This window comes from Rhodococcus chondri (assembly GCF_036327435.1).
Taxonomy (GTDB): domain Bacteria; phylum Actinomycetota; class Actinomycetes; order Mycobacteriales; family Mycobacteriaceae; genus Rhodococcus; species Rhodococcus chondri.
Genome location: NZ_JAUZMZ010000045.1, coordinates 14,531 through 32,350, shown reverse-complemented (window position 1 = coordinate 32,350; position 17,820 = coordinate 14,531). Strand labels below are relative to the sequence as shown.

The window sequence follows — 17,820 nt, the reverse complement described above, 5'->3', positions numbered from 1 at the left end:
GTCCTCGGAGCCGAGACCAGCCCCCTGGCACTCGCGGTCGAGCATCAGGCCACCGAAAACCTGCTCGCCGAGTCCGGCATCGCCCACACACTGCTGCGCAACGGCTGGTACTGGGAGAACTACGAATCGGCCGTCGACACCGCGAAGGCCACCGGTGCCCTGTTCGGGTCGGCCGGCACCGGACGTATCGCCGGCGCCTCCCGCAAGGACTTCGCCGAGGCCGCCGCGGTTGTTCTCTCCACCGAGGGCCACGCAGGCAAAACCTACGAACTCGGTGGCGGCGAGCACCTGACGTACCCCGACATCGCGGAGATACTCTCCGCCGTTGTCGGCGCGCCCGTCGCGTACAAGGACCTGCCCCAGGACGAGTACGTGAAGGTCCTCGAAGGCGCCGGAGTGCCAGCACAATTCGCGCAGATTCTCGCCGATTCCGACGCCGGAATCGCTGCGGGAGCCCTCGACACCGACCGTGACGACCTCCGTCGTCTCATCGGACGCCCGTCCACCCCCGCGGCCGAGGTTCTCGGCGGCTGACAGCGCTACCGGGCGGCGTGTCTCCGGTAATCCCACAGGGAGAAGACTGGACACAGGAGGCACGCCGACAGGGTTGCGGCGCCCGGCGGCCGATCGTCAACGAGGCAGACCCAAAGGCCTGACCTGCAACTCCGGCACGTCTGTCGGTTGCAGGCACGCCGGGCGGGATGACCGAGAACGTGGCACAGCAGTGGCAGGATCGGACACGTGAGTTCCGCGAACCTGTCCCGAACCGAAACCGCGGCGCGCGCCCGCGCCGTCGACGTGCATTCCTACCACGTCGAACTCGACCTGCGTGGCGCCGTCGACTCGCGCCGCCGCGGCTTCCCCACGGTGACGACGATCGAGTTCACCGCCTCCACGACCGAGACCTGGATCGACTTCCTCGGCGACTCGGTCGAAACCGTCACCGTCAACGGCAACCGGATTCCGGTGGTGTACGACGGATCCCGCATCGCCGTGTCCGGGCTCGGCGAGATCAACGTCGTCACCGTCGCCGCCACGGGCCGGTACAGCCGATCGGGCGAGGGCCTGCACCGCTTCGTCGATCCCGTCGACGACGAGACCTACCTCTACACCCAGTACGAGCCGGCCGACGCCCGCCGTGTGTTCGCGTGTTTCGAGCAGCCCGATCTGAAGGCACCGTTCACGTTCACGGTCACCGCGCCCGAGCACTGGCGGATTCTCTCCAATCAGGCCATCGAGCAACACCGGCGGGCCGAGGGCCATCGGACGGTCACCTTCGCGCCGACCCTGCCCATCTCCACCTACATCACCGCGATCGTGGCCGGGCCCTACCACCGGGCGGAGTCGACGTGGACACGGCACGACCTCACCGTCCCGCTGCAGGTGTTCTGCAGAGCCTCACTCGCCGAACACCTCGACGCCGACGAGATCCTCACGATCACCGCGCAGGGCATGGATTTCTACGCCGACCATTTCGACTACCCGTACCCGTTCGGCAAGTACGACCAGGTGTTCGTCCCCGAATACAACCTCGGCGCAATGGAAAACCCGGGCTGCGTCACCTTCACCGAGGCCTACGTCTTCCGCGGCGCCGCCACCGCCGCGCAGCACCAGGCCCGCGCCAACACGATCCTGCACGAGATGGCACACATGTGGTTCGGCGACCTCGTCACCATGAAATGGTGGGACGATCTGTGGCTGAAGGAATCGTTCGCCGACTACATGGGATCGCTGGTCAGCGCCGAAGCCACCGAATTCACCGACGCCTGGGTCGCGTTCGCCAACCGCCGCAAGGCCTGGGCGTATCTGCAGGACCAACTGCCCACGACCCACCCGATCGTCGCCGACATCGTCGACCTCGAAGCCGCCAAGCTCAACTTCGACGGCATCACCTACGCCAAGGGCGCCAGCGTCCTCAAACAACTCGTCGCCTACGTCGGCCGCGACGCCTTCTTCGAAGGTGCCCGCCGCTACTTCCGGGCCCACGCCTACGGCAACACCACCCTCGCCGACCTACTCACCGAACTGTCCGCCACCTCCGGCCGCGACCTCACCGAGTGGGCCCACGCCTGGCTCCAGACCAGCGGGGTGTCCACCGTGAGCCTGGAACCGGCCACCGACGGCGGCTACGACATCGTCCAGACCGACCCGCGACCGCACCGGCTCGCCGTCGGCCTGTACGACGTCGACGCCGCCGGTGACCTCGTCCGCACCCGGCGCATCGAACTCGACATCACCGACGCCCGCACCCGCCTCGACCTGCCCGCGGCGCCACTGACCCTGCTCAACGACGACGACCTCACCTACGCCAAGGTCCGGCTCGACGAACGATCCCTCGCGACCGTCGACGCGTCCCTGGATCGGGTCCGCGACCCGCTCGCACGCGGATTGATCTGGTCCGCCTTGTGGAACGCCACCCGCGACGGCGAGCTCGCCGCCTCCCGCTATCTATCGATGGCGCAACGATTCTCGCGCACCGAAACCAACGCGGCCCTGCTCACCGCCGTGCTGTCCAACGCGCCCACCGCGATCGAGCACTATCTACCGCCGCCGGCACGACCGGCGGCCCGCGCCGCATGGCTCGAGGCCGTGTGGGACGCCTTGCACGCCGCCGCCCCGTCGAGCGGCGCGCAGCTCGCCTTCGCCCGCGCGGTCGCCGCGGCGGCCGCGATGGACGAGCACCGCGCCACCGACATCCGTGCCGTCCTCGACGGTGCGGCACCCGACGGGCTGGCGCTCGACCCGGATCTGCGCTGGTCGCTGTGGACCGCGCTCGCCGCCACCGGTTACGCCGACGAATCCGATCTCGACGACGAGTTGAGCCGTGACGACACCGCCACCGGCCGTACCGCGCACCTGCGTGCCCTGGCCGCGCGGCCCCGTGCCGAGGTCAAAGCGCACGCCTGGGCCTCGATCTTCGCCGACCACACCCTCACCAACGACCAGCTCGACGCCACCATCGCCGGGTTCCGTGCCGGCTCCCGCCGCGAGCTGACCTCGCCCTACGACGCGGACTATTTTGCGGTGCTGCGCGAAACCTGGACCGAGCGCAGCATCGAAATCGCCCGCCGCATCGTGCTCGGGCTCTTTCCCGACACCGGCTCCCTCGACGCCGTCGACGGCTGGCTCGCAACCAACACCGACGCGCCCGCGGCACTGCGGCGTCTCGTGATCGAACAACGCGACCACCTCGCCCGCGACCTGCGGGTCCAGCGCGTCAACCAAACCTGAGGAACCCCCGTGACCAGCGATCCCGCACCCCATGTCGCACCGGCCGGCGACCTCGACACCGGCGTGCCCCGCATACCCGACACCGTCGCCGAGACCATGCGCCGACTCCGCGACCAAGCGGCCTCCGACAACACCCGCGCCGCGCACCTGAGCGACTGGACCATCTTCAGCCGCTGGTGCACCACCACCGGACACACCCCGATGCCGGCGACCCCCGACCAGCTCGCCTGGTTCCTCGCCGAGAAGTCCGGCGAGGTGCGCAGCGACGGACGCTGGGCCTACGCCCCGTCGACGCTGTCGCGCTGGGTCTCGACCGTCAACAAGATGCACGCCCTCGCCGGATACGCCGAACCCGGTCGGCACGAATCGGTCCGTGAGTTGCTGCGGGGTATCCGCCGCAGCCGCGCCACCCCACCGGCCCGCCGTACCCCGCTGCTGACCGACGACATCCGCACCATCCTCGGGCACATGCGCGCGACCGCGGCGACCGGCCCCTGGTCCGGACGCGCCGCGGAACGGCGCGACGCCGCGCTGCTGCTGATGGGCCTCGCCGGGGCACTGCGCCGCTCCGAACTGACGGCCCTCACCGTCGCCGACGTCGTCGCCCACCGCGCCGACGGCCTGTATGTGACCGTGCGCCGCTCCAAGACCGATCGCAACGCCACCGGCCGCACCGTGACCCTCCCGCACGGCATCGACCCGCACACCTGCCCCGTCTGCGCCTACAGGCGGTGGCGCGTCGTGCTCGACACGTGGGACGAGGGCGGACGCGACGCGGTCGCCGAACTGCTCGCAGCAGCCGGCGACGACGAACTCGCCGAACACTGCTGCCGTGGCCTGTCCGCCACCGTGACACCGACGTCCGAGCGCGTCCTGTTCCGGCCCGTGCACCGGTCCGGCTCGCTCGGCGACACCGCCCTGTCCGGTCAATCGGTGCACTCGATGATCCAGCGCCGCGCACGTCGGGCAGGTTTCAGCCCCGATCTGGTCGCGACACTGGGCGGTCACAGTCTGCGCGCCGGTTTCGTCACCCAGGCCGTGCGCGGCGGCGCCACCACCCAGACGATCATGACCCAGACCGGCCACGCCGACGAACGCATGGTCGCGCTGTACAGCCGCCACCACGCGGGTCTGGTCGGCAACGCGGTCACCCGGCTCGGCCTCTGAACCGGTTCCGCTGCCACCGGACGAGGGCACGTCCGCCCCGTCGATTCTCCGGGCGCGACGACCGCCGGGTGGGTACCGTTCCTGGCGAGGGTGGACAGCCCGGCCCCGCCGAACGCACGCGCAGTCGACGACGAGGAGAGCAATGCAGACCGCACCCCGCTCCGCCGCTCCGACAACACTGTCCGACGCCGAACTGCGCGACCTCGACGCCTGGTGGCGTGCCGCGAACTACCTGTCCGTCGGGCAGATCTACCTCATGGGCAACCCGCTGCTCCGCAAGCCGCTACGTCCCGAGCACATCAAGCCCCGCCTGCTCGGGCACTGGGGCACCACTCCCGGCCTCAATTTCGTCTACGCCCACCTCAACAGGGCGATCACCGCCCGCGACCTGAACATGATCTACGTGATGGGCCCCGGCCACGGCGGGCCGGGCCCGGTCGCCGCGAGCTGGCTCGAAGGCACCTACAGCGACATCTACCCCGACGTGTCCCGCGACGAAGCCGGGATGGAACGACTCTTCACCCAGTTCTCCTTCCCCGGCGGCATCCCCAGCCACGTGGCCCCCGAGACCCCCGGATCCATCCACGAGGGCGGCGAACTCGGCTACGCACTTTCGCACGCCTACGGCGCCGCGTTCGACAATCCGGACCTCGTCGTCGCGGCCGTCGTCGGCGACGGCGAAGCCGAAACCGGGGCCCTCGCGACCAGCTGGCACTCCACCAAGTTCGTCGATCCCCGCCGGGACGGGGCGGTACTGCCGATCCTGCATCTCAACGGTTACAAGATCGCGAACCCCACCGTGCTCGCCCGCATCGACCACGACGAACTCGACTGGCTGCTCCGCGGATACGGCCACGACCCGATCGTCGTCGAAGGCGCCGACCCCGACGACATGCATCGCCGTTTCGCCGACGCGCTGGACCGAGCGCTGAACCGCATCAGCGAAATCCAGCACCAGGCGCGCGAGTCGGGTCGCAGCGACCGGCCCGCCTGGCCGATGATCGTGCTGCGCTCACCCAAGGGCTGGACCGGGCCCGCGCAGGTCGACGGCCTACCGGTCGAAGGCACCTGGCGCTCTCACCAGGTGCCGTTCGCCAACGCCCGCAACGACGACGATCACCGCGACATCCTCGAAAAATGGTTGCGCAGTTACCGGCCCGAAGAATTGTTCGACGAGGACGGTGCCCCCGCCGCGCAGATCCGCGACCTGCACCCCCGCGGCACGCGTCGCATGAGCGCCAATCCGCACGCCAACGGCGGCCCGCTGGTCCGCGACCTCGCGCTGCCCGACTTCCGCGACTACGCCGTACCGGTCGGGTCCCCGGGCTCGGAGAGCGCCGAATCCACCCGGGTGCTGGGCGCATTCCTGCGCGACATCATGCGCGGCAACATGAGCACGTTCCGCATGTTCGCGCCCGACGAGAACAATTCCAATCGTCTCGGCACCGTCCTCGAAGCGACCGCGCGCACCTGGAACGCGGAAATCCTTCCCGGCGACGAGCGGCTCGCACCGGACGGGCGGGTGATGGAGATACTGTCCGAGCACACCTGCCAGGGCTGGCTCGAAGGGTATCTCCTCACCGGGCGGCACGGCCTGTTCTCGTGCTACGAGGCGTTCATCCACATCGTCGACTCGATGTTCAACCAGCACGCCAAATGGCTGCGCACCACCAACGACATCCAGTGGCGCAGACCGATCCCGTCGTTGAACTACCTGCTCACCTCGCACGTGTGGCGGCAGGATCACAACGGATTCTCGCACCAGGACCCCGGATTCATCGATCATGTCGTCAACAAGAAAGCCGACGTGATCCGCGTGTATCTCCCACCCGACGCCAACACCCTGCTGTCCGTGGCCGACCATTGCCTGCGTTCCCGGCAGTACGTCAACGTCATCGTCGCCGGAAAACAACCCGAGCTGCAGTATCTCGACATGGACGACGCAATTGTCCACTGCACCAAAGGTATCGGCATCTGGGAGTGGGCAGGCACCGACAGAGGTGTCGAACCGGACGTCGTCCTCGGTTGCGCCGGGGACGTCCCGACGATGGAAACCCTCGCCGCCGTCGAAATTCTCCTCGAATGGTTCCCCGACCTGAAGATCCGGGTGGTCAACGTCGTCGACCTCATGCGGCTGCAGGACGACCGCGAACACCCCCACGGGCTGTCCGGCACCGACTTCGATGCCCTGTTCACCACCGACAAGCCGGTGATCTTCGCGTATCACGGCTATCCGTGGCTCATCCACCGGCTCACCTACCGCCGCACCAACCACGACAACTTCCACGTGCGCGGCTACAAGGAGGAAGGCACCACCACCACACCGTTCGACATGTGCGTGATGAACCAGATCGACCGGTTCAACCTCGCCAAGGACGTCATCGACCGGGTGGCGCGCATCCAACCTGTCGCAGCGCATGCGCGCGAACATCTGAAGAACAAACTCATCGAGCACGGCCAGTACATCCGCGCGCACGGCGAGGATCTCCCCGAGATCGCCGACTGGCACTGGCAGGGAATCGATTCGCGCTGAGCGCACCGACTCGACCCGCGCCGACCCGGCCGTGCCGGGCGGTCACCCCGAGCGGCGGATCAACCGGCCGGTGACGAACGCCTCCACGTCCACATCGTCGAGCGTGCTCACCACCAGATCCGCGCCGGCACGCTCCAGATCGGTCTCGTCGCCCGCGCGAGCCGTCCCCAGCGCCACCATCGTGCCCGCCTTCGCGGCCTGGATCCCGCTGACCGCATCCTCGACCACCACGCACGCGGAGGGCGCCACGTCGAGTTCGGCGGCAGCGGCGAGGAAGATCTCCGGGTTCGGCTTGCCCTGCGCGAAATCGCGCCCCGACAGATCCGCATCGAACGCGTCGAGCAGCGTCATGCCCTCGGGGAGCCGCTCACGTCCCGCACTGCTCTCGCGCGCGAACAGGTCGAGCCGGATCGCCCGCAGAAACCGATGCGCATTCTTCGACGACGACGCCGCCGCAATCGCCATACCCGCACCGCGTACGGCCAGCACGAAGCGGAGCGCATCGGGATACGCGTGGAACCGGCGCTCGTCGATCAACCGGAGCAGCACCCGCTGTTTGAGATCCGCGTACACCGGGGCCCGCTCGGTGGCGTCCGGTACACCGAAGTATTGGAGGCCGGCGAGCGCTCCGCTCATCCGTGGCTTTCCGGACATCACCTGCCGGTAGACCTGCGAGCTGAACGCATCCTCCGACCACGTGGTGCGGTCGCGAACTGCGGACCATTCTCCGGTCATCAGCTCACACAGCGACTCCCGCCACGCCTGTTCGTGCGGTGACGCCACCAGCACGCCGTCGACATCGAAAATGACTGCGCCGTACCCCGGGGACCTGTCGGAAGTCATCTGTTCGTCCTCGCTACGTGTCTGCGTACTCCGGGGCGGGCGGAATGCGGAACTGGCACGACTCACCGGGGCCGAGCTCGACGACGTCGCCGTTGATACCCACCCGCACCGGCACACGGAAACCCTCGGCCTCGGCCAGCACCGAGAGTTTGTCCCCGTGGATCTGCACGCGCAGGGGAGTGCCCAGATAGCGCATCGAAAACGACACGCCGTCGAGACGATCGGTCAGCTGCGGCCGGAACATCAGCACACCACCGTAGATCCGTGCCCCGACGTAGTAGCGCTGCAGCAGATCCAGGGTGCCGGCCATGACCCCCATGTGGATGCCCTCCTTGGTGGTGCCGCCCTGCACATCACTGACATCGCTCTCGAGGGCCACCAGGAACCGCTCCCACGACGACACCGGATCGAAACCCGCGAGCACACCCGCATAGGTGACGAAACTCAACGTCGACCCGTGCGAGGTCCTCCGGTCGTAGTAGTCGACGGTGCGCCGCATCAGTTCCCGGTCGTACCGATATCCCAGACGCTCGAACAGAGGCCGTAACTCGTTGTCGTCGAACAAGAAGAACAACATCACCGTGTCGGCCTGCTTGGCCAGCTTGTACCGATTGGGATCCTTGCCTTCGGCCTTGAGAATCCGATCCATGCGCTGCACGTTGGGGTACGACGAACGGTAATGCTCCCAGTCGAGTTCTTCGAGTTCCTCGTATCCTTCGAACTGGCTGATCACCCCGTCGTGGAACGGAACGAACATCTTCCGGCTCATCCGGGCCCACGTGTGCCTCTCGGCGTCGGTCACCCGCAGCGCCGTCTGCCGGCTCACCGACAGGTGCTCGAGTACCTCGAGTGCCTTCGCCGCAATCCACGCCACCATGACATTCGTGTAGGCGTTGTTGCGCAGTCCCGCCTCGTCGCTGGCCGGATAACGCTCGTGGAACTCGTCGGGTCCCATCACACCGTGGATCTCGTACCTGTCGCGCTGCGGATTGTAGTGGGCGATCGACGTCCAGAAACGCGCGATCTCGAGCATCATCTCGGCGCCGTAATCGGTGAGAAAATCGAAATCGTCGGTCGCCTGGTAGTACCGCCAGACGTTGTAGAAGATCGCGGCGCTCACGTGCCGCTGGTTGCGACTCAGATCCGGATCCCATTGGCCGGAAATCGGATTGAGATGGATGGTCTGAGTTTCCTCGGTGCCGTCGCTACCGCTCTGCCACGGGTACATCGCGCCGCTGTAACCGGCCTCGCGGGCCGCGGCACGGGCCTCACCGAGCCGCCGATAGCGATACAGGATCAGACCCTTGGTCACCTCCGGCATCCGCATGTCCAGGAACGGATACACATACAATTCGTCCCAGAACACATGTCCGCGATACGCCTCGCCGTTGAGTCCGCGTGCCGGGACACCCGCGTCGTGCTTGGCAGTGTTGCGCGAACACACCTGCAACACGTGCGAAACGTGCAGCCGGAGCAGCAACTGCGCGCGGGGCTCCTTCGGCAACCGGACGTCGCAGATGTCCCACAGCTCGTCCCACGCCGCCTTGTGGTCGTCGAACGCCTCGGCGAAATCGGGGAAGCGCAGCACATGACGACCGGCGGCGGCGAGCGGTTCGGTGATCGCGTCGTCGCGCGAGGTGAACATCGCCACCATCTTCTCCACCCGTACGGGCACACCCTCGGTGACGTCGAACTCGAGAACCTGCTGGATGTAGTCCTCCATCTGATACAGCTCGCGGTCGACCTCGAGCGGCTCGCGATCCTCGTCCCGGAACACGCAGGTGCGGGCGCTCTGGGCAATGTAGATGTCGGACTGCCGGATCTGCACCTTCAGCGCGATGGTTTCGGGACTGAACGTACGGGGGGAGACCGGGTCGAGGTGCCGCCCCTCCAGATCGCGGTAGCGCGCGACCGCGCGGTTGGTCACGCGCCCGTCCAGCGCGGAGACCAGTTCGACCCGTCCCGACCAGTTCTCCGGGGTCAACGTCCACGACAGTGCGGCCTGGTGACTGTGGGCCATGCTCACGAAACGGCGACTGTGCAGGGAGGTTTCGCGACCCTTCCGGTCGCGGAACCGCACCTCCCGGATGACGGTCGCCGTGCGGATGTCGTAGATGTGGCGGTAGGACAGCACATCGACGGTCTCGAGACGGATGGCGTCCTCACCTTCGATACGAAGCTTCAGGACCAGCCAATTCGGGAGATTGACGAGATCTTCGTTGAGGACGGGCCGCCCGCCCATGATGGTGGTTTCGCGGTTGTAGCACCCGTGCGAGTAGGTGCCGGGATAGTGGACCTCACCCATGTCTTCCCACTCGGCGGTGCCCCGCGTGCAGAAGTAGCCGTTGCCCGTCGAGGTCAGCGCTTCCCGGAGTCCCTCCGCCTCACTGTCGAAATGGGCGTAGTCGAGGGTGAACTCCGGGTCGTACACGTTTTCCTCCTGCGTTGCCGGTGGGGGTCTGTGTGCGCGGCTACCTGGCCAGATTCGACAGAAATTGCTCGACTTCGTCGACCGTCGCGAGTACGAACTCGGCCTCCGTGGTGCGGTCGGTCATCTCGGGATCGTCGGGGCTGCCAACGAGGATGCCTATCCCGCGTCCGCGCAATGCCCGGAAGGCGTCCTCGTCGGTGATGTCGTCGCCCAGATACAGCGGTACGACATCGTCGGAACCGAGTCCGAGCACGTCGATCAGGTGCAGAACCGCTTTGCCCTTGTTCCAGTCGATGGCGGGTTTGAGCTCGTACACCATCTTCCCGGGCACGACGGCAAGCTGGTCGGGATGCTCGGCGAGCAGCGCGCGGACGATCTGCTCGACCTCGACGCGAGCCTCCGGAGCGGCGCGCCGATAGTGCACCGCGACCGACGCGCGTTTCGGTTCGATCGTCACCCCGGGAATGCCGCCCACGCGGTCGCGAAGTGTCGCGGTGGTGTCGCCCACGAGTCCGGTGAAGTCGCTCAGGGCGGTGTGCGACACCTCGCCCTTCTCGGGATCCCAGATGTCGAACCCGTGACTGCCGGCGACGACCAGATCGTCCATCCCCATGAGCTGCTGCACGACCTCGCGGTCGCGGCCGGTGACGATGCACACCGGGCACCGGTCGGCCAGTTCGCGCACGACGGTGCGCATCCTGTCGGACAGCACCGCGTCCTCGGGTCGTTCCACGATCGGGGACAGGACCCCGTCGTAGTCGAGGAAGGCGGCCGGGCGACGGCCGTCCAGCCGATCCGTCAGTGCTGCGGCGTCGAGTGCGCGAGGGAGCTCTCCGACGGTCGAGGCCGAATCCATGCGACCGAACCTCCTGTCGTGTCAGGCTGTGTGCCAGCGGTTTTCGACCGCCGGCGGTTTCGTCGGGCCTTGTTCATGCTATCAATCGAACACTACACCGGCGGTCCGAGGTCTCGGGCCGATCAGTGCACCGGCCGACGCCAGCGGGATTCGTCCGAGGTGAGCGCGGCGAGCAGGTGTTCGGCGGCGTTCCGGTTGCGGAACGGGCCCGCCAGCAGATCCGCGTAGACGTGTGCGGGAGCCGCGTACCGCAGGCCGCCACGGCGATCCATGCGTTCGAACACAACCGGCGTCCACGGAATCGCCACGACGACGTCGCCGCCGCGCTCCAGGGGGCGCAACCCCAGCGTCCCGGCGAACTCGTCGGGGTCGTCCGCATACACCTCGAGCACCTCCGGGGCGGCGTAGTCGGTGGCCCCGATGCCCGTGAGCGCATAGGAGATGTCGATCCGCTCGGTGAGCTCCCGGCGGACCGCATCGAGACCCTGTGGAGCAGTGAAGTGTCTTGTGGCGCATACTTTTCGCTCGGCAGCCCACGCCCGGAGCATCGGCTCCCAGCGAATTGTGGTGAGGTGGCCGCGCGGGATCCGGCGTACGAACTCGCGCTCGGTGAGGACTTCGACGACGCGGTAGGTCGCGCCGGTCGACGAGCCCGAGAGCTTGATCAGTTCGGGCACGGTCATGTCGCCGACATGGTCGGCGAGGGCTCGCACCACCCGATCCGACGGTTCCCCGGTCAGGACGCCGGACGGGCGTCCCGGGCCCCGCCACGGATCCGCGTCGGCACCGCGGTTGCGGACCCAGATTGCGGGGCGGGCTGCGACGAGCGCGAGGTTGCCGGTGGCGTCCGCATAGGAGATGCCGTGCTGGTCGAGTTGCCGGCGCACCGGGTCGGAGAGATAGTGCGCGCAGACGAAGCCGCGATCGGACTCGGACAGTTCGGCGGTGATACGCGCCACGTCACCGCTGAGCACGCCCCGCGACGTGATGATCGCGAAGGACGCCGACTCACCGTCGGGTGCGGTGACGACGAGCCGTTTGGGTGCCTCGGGGGAGCGGGGACGGTCCGAGGACAGGTTCCATCCGAGCGGCAGGCATGCCTCCAGGCAGGAGGCGGCCCGACGGTAGATGTCGATATGCCGCTCCGGCCGCGGACCGGCGGCGGATTCGGCGGCGTCGAGGGCGTCGCTCGGGGAAGTCACACTCGTCACTGTACCCACTCTGTGCCGTACGGAATACAGAATTTCATAGAATTCCGGCCCGGCACCGAAGAATTCGACAACGTCCGCCCCCGAAACGGAAGGGCGCATGCGATAACTTCGTCATCATGAGTGACAGCGCCGGCAGGATCGCATTCGTCCAGGCCACATGGCATCGCAACATCGTCGACCGGGCGAAGAGCGGGTTCTCCGACGAGATCGTCTCGCTCGGATGGTCTTCCGACGATCTCGACTTCTTCGAGGTGCCGGGAGCCTTCGAGATTCCGCTGCACGCGGCGCGTCTGGCCCGGACGGGTCGCTACGCGGGGATCGTCGCGGCGGGTCTGGTCGTGGACGGGGGCATCTACCGGCACGATTTCGTGGCGACCGCGGTCATCGACGGACTCATGCGAGTCCAGCTCGATACCGATGTCCCGGTGTTCTCCGTCGTGCTGACCCCTCACCACTTCCATGAGCACGAGGAGCACGTTTCGTACTACACCCGTCACTTCGTGAAGAAGGGCGCCGAAGCAGCACAAGCACTCGACTCGACCGTGAAGTCGTTGCGTGCGCTGCCGACCGCGGACTGATCGCGGCGAAGGGGAGCGGTGGTGAAGGCCCTGCCGCGAATCGCCCGTTGCGCAGCACGGACCGTCGAGCTGCTGGCCCATAGGCGGTTACACCTACCGCGAGAGCACGTAGGGCTAGGAATGACGTTCGCCGACGGCACCACGGCTGTCGTCTATCGAGAAACGGCCGGCGTGGGCATGCCTTGTTTCGAGCAGAGAGCCTGCTCAACACACCTCTGTTCGCGGGATTTCCCGGTTTCGTCTCGAAACTGTGGGTGGCGGCGGACGAGCACGGACGGTATCGAGGGCTCTATCAGTGGGACGGAGCCCGCGCCGCCGAGGACTACGTCCGCGCCTTGTGGTGGCCGCTCGCCCTGGTGAGCCACCGAATGTCCATCCGGTATCGAGTGCTGCCCGGTCTGCACCGTGACGATGTCCTTCGTGCCGCCGGATCCGGGCAGCCCACACGGGACTCGGGCACGGCCTGGTGGTGGCCGGTGCGGGATGCCGCGTCGTGGATGTCGCGTGGTCGGAACGGGTCCCGATCGAACATCGCCTCGCGTCCCGGTTCGGGAACGGTCCGGTGTTTCTCGCCGGCGATGCTGCGCACGCGTACTCACCCGCCGGCGGGCAGGGGATGAATGCGGGTATTCAGGATGCTCTCAATCTCGGCTGGAAGCTCGCCTTCGCCGCCCGGAGCGGGCTTCCTGAGGACGGTGCCCTGCTGCGGTCGTACGAGCAGGAACGGCGGCACGTCGCCCGGCGCGTGCTGCTCCTGACCGACCTGTTGCTGCGGTGCGAAGCCGGGACGGATCCGCTGTCCGGACTCGGCCGCGGAGCTCTCGCATCCCTGGGACCGCACCTGATCCCCCTGACTCCACGGCCGCGGTGGCTCGAGGCACAGGGGGTTCGGTTGCTCTCCCAATTGCGGTGGCACTACGGGCGCAGCACGTTGTCGATCGACGGCGGGTCGGGCTCTCCTGGTCCGGTAGCGGCGGGGGAGCGACTGCCCGAGGCCCCGGTCACGGTGGACGGCGTCCGTCGCTCCCTGCACGATCTGACCGCCACGCCGGGGTTCCACGTCCTGCTGTCCCGCGACGCCCGCTGGTCGCCGGCTCCCTCCCTCGACCGCAGGTTCGTACGCGTCCACCGAATCCAGAGTCGGCCGGGTGCCGGTGTGGTGATCGTCCGGCCCGACGGCTATGTCGGGATCCGGAGCCCGGATGGTCGGGGAGCCGGGGAGTGGCTCGAATCGGTGGGTGCAAACCGCACCGACCGGCCCGGCTGAGTAACACGCGCAGAGGCCTGTCGGCTGCGCTGAGCAGCGCAGAGGGGAAGGGCCGGGGGATACGGCGTAACGAGCGCGCAACGGGTGTGAAGGGGAGTGCCTCCCGACGGCACCCGAAACTTGCCCGGGCGATGCAGCCAGGTTCGAACAGCAGGCCAACCGAAATTCTTGTTCGGTAGTCGAAGCACAGCATCGGTCACCGAACCCAGCAAAGTATTCCGGACATGACGGAAACGCAAAATAAACAGAACACCACTCACCACTCACCGACACGCCCACCACAGCACACCACGCCGAATCCTCTGCGCAACAGAATTCGATCGCGCCGCAAAGTGCCGGACAAGCCGCTGATGGCGATGGGCGAACAGGGCCTCCACGATCCGGCGTGCCGACGCCGGCGCGTAGGGAATGCGAGCCAGGGGAGCGCGGAGCTCGAACGTGAGCCGGTCGTGGAGGTGCGTACACCCGGCGGCATCCGACGTGAGGCTGCGTTCGTGTTCCCACCGCCGCAGGGTCACCATCGTGGACTTCTCATGGAAGGATCTGCCCGGCTCGATGGTGGCGATCGAGAGGTTGTCGGATTCGATCGGAAGTACGCCCAGCAACAGCAGGGATGCACGACCGAGCGGCCGACCGGGAGGCACGTTGTCGATGGTCAACCCACGCGCGGAGCGCGGCATGCGCATGACCAGGAGAGGGGCCAGTTCGTCGTTGATGCCCTGGGGGTCGGTGATGCGCGCCCACACGTCGGCGGTGGGCGCCGCGATCACCGACCGTTGTTCGACCACGAGGACGGGTGTCATTCGGGATCCTTTCGGAGGAGGCGCCTTACGGTAATGGCGAATTATCCGAGTGTGAGGCGGATCCGGCCGTCGACCACGTGCGCGTCGTAGGTGCGCACCGGATCGATCCCGGCGCTTGTACAGGCTCCCGTGGCGAAGGCGAATGCGTACTGGTGAAGAGGACAGACCACCACGCCGTCGTCGAATTGGCCGTCGGCGAGGGGTCCGCCCCGGTGCGGACACATCGCGTCGGTAGCGCGCACCGTGCCGTCGGACAGGAGGTACACCGCGATCTGCGTGCCGTCGACGGTGTAGGTGCGGCCTTCGCCGCGGGTCAGGTCGGTGACGGCACCGACGTCGATACCGGTCACGCTCGCGGAGTCGTGTAGCGCGGTCATCGGACCGGTACCTGGGGAAGTGGCAGCAGCGGCAGTGCCGGCACGAACTGGGCCGGCGATTTCGGTGCCGTGCGCTCCAGCCACGGGTCCCGGTACCCCCCGACCGCCGCGGCGATGCGTTCGTCCAGTCCGGTCACGATGTTCTCCTCGTCGTCGATCAGCAGGGCCTGCAGACGGTCGAGCCCCAGGCGGGGCACGAAGTCGTAGGTCCGCTCGAGCCACTTCGCGTTCTCGCGGTAGTACTGGATGAACCGGCCGGCGACGGCGAGCACCGCCTCACCGGAGCCGACGGTGGCCAGCAGGTCGCCCTTGCGGATGTGGGCGCCGGCCGCGCCACCGACATAGATCTCCCAGCAGCCGTCACCGACCGCGACGACACCGAAGTCCTTGCACAAGGCTTCGGAACAGTTGCGGGGACAACCCGCGACCGCGAATTTGAGCTTCGCGGGTGTTTCGAGACCCTGAAAGCGGTCTTCGATGGCGATGCCGAGGCCGGTGGAGTCGCCGAGACCGAATCGGCAGTAGTCGCTGCCGACGCAGGTTTTCACGGTGCGCACACTCTTGCCGTAGGCGTAGCCGGACGGCATGCCGAGGTCCGCCCACACCTTCGGCAGATCCTCCTTGCGGATACCGAGCAGGTCGATGCGCTGACCTCCGGTGACCTTGACCATCGGCACCGAATACTTGTCGGCGACGTCGGCGATGCGACGCAGCTGCTCGGGCGTGGTGACGCCGCCCTTCATCTGCGGGACCACCGCGAAGGTGCCGTCGCGCTGGATGTTCGCGTGCACGCGGTCGTTGATGAACAGCGCGCCGCGCTCGTCGACCCAGTCGGGCCCCCAGATGGTGCGCAACAGCGAGGCGAGCGGCATCTTCGCGGAAGCGTCCTCCCGCCCGCCGGGTGCGAGCTCGGCGAAGACCTGCGACACCGCGCGCAGGTTGCGGTCGCGGATCGCGGCGATCAGCTCCGGTTTCGCCAGCGGGATGCACGGCACATACCAGTTCGCGGCGGGATCTTCCTGCAGCGCACCGCCCGCCGCGCACGCGACGAGGTCGGAAACCAGGCTCTTGCACGATCCGCAGCCCTTCCCGGCCCGCGTTCTGCCGCACACGTCGGCGACGGTGGTGGCACCGGCGTGGACACAGGCGACGATGTCGCCCTTGCTCACGCCGTTGCAGATGCATACCCGGGTGTCGTCGGGCAGGTCCGCGGCCAGTTCCGCGCCTCGGGGTTCCCCGAGGTCGAACAGCAGCGCCGCGCGGTCGGCGGGCATGTCGATCTTGCCGTCGAAGACCTGGCCGAGCATCGACGCCTTGCCGATGTCGCCGAGCAGCGTGGCGCCGACGAGGGTGTCGTCGCGGACGACGACCGCCTTGTAGACGCCGCTGCGCGGATCGTAGAACTGCACGAACTCGTCGTCTTCGTGTTCGGGGCCCTTGATGCCCATGGCCGCGACGTCAATCCCCGCGACCTTCAGTTTGGTGCTGGTGCGGGATCCTTCGTAGGTGGCGTCGGGGTCGGTGCCGGTCAGGTGCTCGGCGAGGACGACGGCCTGCTCCCACACGGGCGCGACGAGTCCGTAGACCTCGCCGCGGTGCTGGACGCATTCGCCGACGGCGTACACGCTCGATTCGTCTTCGCAGCACAGCCGGTCGTCGACGACGACTCCGCGTTCGACGACGAGTCCTCCGCCCCGCGCGAATTCGGTGTTGGGGCGGATTCCGGCGGCGACGACGATCATGTCGGTGTCGACGACGGTGCCGTCGGCGAAGCGGACGCCGGTCACGTCGTTGTGGTCGTCGCGCAGGATCGCGGTGGTGCGGGTGCCGGTGTGCACGGTGATGCCGAGTTTTTCGATCTCGGTGCGCAGGACACGGCCGCCGCGTTCGTCGAGTTGCTGATTCATGAGGTGCCCGGGGGAGTGGACGATCGTGACGGCCAGGCCTTGGGTGCGTAGTCCGTAGGCGGCTTCGAGCCCGAGCAGGCCACCGCCGATGACCACGGCGGACATGTCGTCGCGGGCGTCGGCCATCTGCAGCATGCCGTTGGTGTCGGCGAGGTTGCGGAACCCGAACACGCCGCGGCCGAGCCGTCCGTCGGCCTCGCGGAGGCCGTCCATGTTGGGGAAGAACGTGTTGGAGCCGGTGGCGATGATGAGCAGGTCGTATTCGACGGTGCGGCCCGAGTCGCAGGTGACGGTCTTGGCGAAGCGGTCGAGGGTCACGGCGCGGTCGCCGGCGTAGAGGGTCACGCCGTTCTCGCGGTACCAGCTCATCGGGTGGAGGACGAGGTCGTCGTCGATGCCGCTCTCCCCGGCGAGGACGTGCGAGAGCATGATGCGGTTGTAGTTGCCGTACGGCTCGTCGCCGATCATGGTGATGTCGAACCGGTCGCGGCCCCCGCGCGTGAGGATCTCTTCGACGGTGCGGGCGCCTGCCATGCCGTTGCCGACGACGAGCAGCCGCCGGCGCGGGGTGTCCGGGTGGGTCCGGGTCGGTGTCATGCCGTCGAGGGTCGTCGCT

The 17,820-nt window shown here is 67.7% G+C and carries 12 protein-coding genes and 1 pseudogene; 6 read left to right on the top strand and 7 right to left on the bottom strand.

Annotation, left to right across the window (positions count from 1 at the left end):
* From Q8814_RS10285 to Q8814_RS10270, 4 genes and pseudogenes are all read left to right on the top strand, one after another.
* Positions 1-534 (top strand): annotated as a pseudogene (locus tag Q8814_RS10285) (KR domain-containing protein); the annotation flags it as partial.
* 207 nt (positions 535-741) lie between these two features.
* Positions 742-3,231: an aminopeptidase N gene (pepN, locus tag Q8814_RS10280; protein WP_330151911.1), complete on the top strand. Its 2,490-nt coding sequence runs from the start codon at positions 742-744 to the stop codon at positions 3,229-3,231.
* Between the two features lie 96 nt (positions 3,232-3,327).
* Positions 3,328-4,398, top strand: a complete 1,071-nt coding sequence (locus Q8814_RS10275) for a site-specific integrase (protein ID WP_330151913.1) — start codon at positions 3,328-3,330, stop codon at positions 4,396-4,398.
* A gap of 142 nt (positions 4,399-4,540) precedes the next feature.
* Positions 4,541-6,931, top strand: a complete 2,391-nt coding sequence (locus Q8814_RS10270; RefSeq protein WP_330151910.1) for a phosphoketolase family protein — start codon at positions 4,541-4,543, stop codon at positions 6,929-6,931.
* Between the two features lie 42 nt (positions 6,932-6,973).
* Here the strand turns inward: Q8814_RS10270 and Q8814_RS10265 are convergent, their stop codons facing one another.
* The 4 genes from Q8814_RS10265 to Q8814_RS10250 all read right to left on the bottom strand — a co-directional run bounded on the left by Q8814_RS10265 (position 6,974) and on the right by Q8814_RS10250 (position 12,263).
* The gene (locus Q8814_RS10265) at positions 6,974-7,774 is read right to left on the bottom strand and encodes an HAD family hydrolase (RefSeq protein ID WP_330151909.1); all 801 of its coding nucleotides are present in this window, start codon (positions 7,772-7,774) and stop codon (positions 6,974-6,976) included.
* Positions 7,775-7,787: 13 nt separating this feature from the next.
* Positions 7,788-10,205: a glycoside hydrolase family 65 protein gene (locus tag Q8814_RS10260; RefSeq protein WP_330151908.1), complete on the bottom strand. Its 2,418-nt coding sequence runs from the start codon at positions 10,203-10,205 to the stop codon at positions 7,788-7,790.
* A 40-nt stretch (positions 10,206-10,245) separates the two neighbouring features.
* Positions 10,246-11,061 carry a trehalose-phosphatase gene (gene otsB, locus Q8814_RS10255; RefSeq protein WP_330151907.1) on the bottom strand — a complete coding sequence of 272 codons (816 nt, stop codon included), beginning with the start codon at positions 11,059-11,061 and terminating at the stop codon, positions 10,246-10,248.
* Positions 11,062-11,183: 122 nt separating this feature from the next.
* The gene (locus tag Q8814_RS10250) at positions 11,184-12,263 is read right to left on the bottom strand and encodes a helix-turn-helix domain-containing protein (RefSeq protein WP_330151906.1); all 1,080 of its coding nucleotides are present in this window, start codon (positions 12,261-12,263) and stop codon (positions 11,184-11,186) included.
* A gap of 125 nt (positions 12,264-12,388) precedes the next feature.
* On the opposite strand from Q8814_RS10250, the gene Q8814_RS10245 reads away from it, so the two are divergent.
* Together Q8814_RS10245 and Q8814_RS10240 are read left to right on the top strand one after the other, a co-directional pair.
* Positions 12,389-12,850: a 6,7-dimethyl-8-ribityllumazine synthase gene (locus Q8814_RS10245; protein WP_330151905.1), complete on the top strand. Its 462-nt coding sequence runs from the start codon at positions 12,389-12,391 to the stop codon at positions 12,848-12,850.
* Positions 12,851-13,343: 493 nt separating this feature from the next.
* The gene (locus tag Q8814_RS10240) at positions 13,344-14,117 is read left to right on the top strand and encodes an FAD-dependent monooxygenase (RefSeq protein WP_330151904.1); all 774 of its coding nucleotides are present in this window, start codon (positions 13,344-13,346) and stop codon (positions 14,115-14,117) included.
* 263 nt (positions 14,118-14,380) lie between these two features.
* Here Q8814_RS10240 and Q8814_RS10235 read toward each other — a convergent pair whose 3' ends face one another.
* From Q8814_RS10235 to nirB, 3 genes are read right to left on the bottom strand one after another with little or no spacing between them, the layout of a single operon-like run.
* Positions 14,381-14,920 (bottom strand): hypothetical protein, encoded by a 540-nt coding sequence (locus tag Q8814_RS10235; RefSeq protein WP_330151903.1) that lies wholly within the window; start codon positions 14,918-14,920, stop codon positions 14,381-14,383.
* Positions 14,921-14,961: 41 nt separating this feature from the next.
* The gene (locus Q8814_RS10230; RefSeq protein ID WP_330151902.1) at positions 14,962-15,297 is read right to left on the bottom strand and encodes a Rieske (2Fe-2S) protein; all 336 of its coding nucleotides are present in this window, start codon (positions 15,295-15,297) and stop codon (positions 14,962-14,964) included.
* Positions 15,294-17,801 carry a nitrite reductase large subunit NirB gene (gene nirB, locus Q8814_RS10225; RefSeq protein ID WP_330151901.1) on the bottom strand — a complete coding sequence of 836 codons (2,508 nt, stop codon included), beginning with the start codon at positions 17,799-17,801 and terminating at the stop codon, positions 15,294-15,296. The genes Q8814_RS10230 and nirB overlap by 4 nt, the downstream gene beginning before the upstream one ends.
* Positions 17,802-17,820 lie beyond the last annotated feature (19 nt).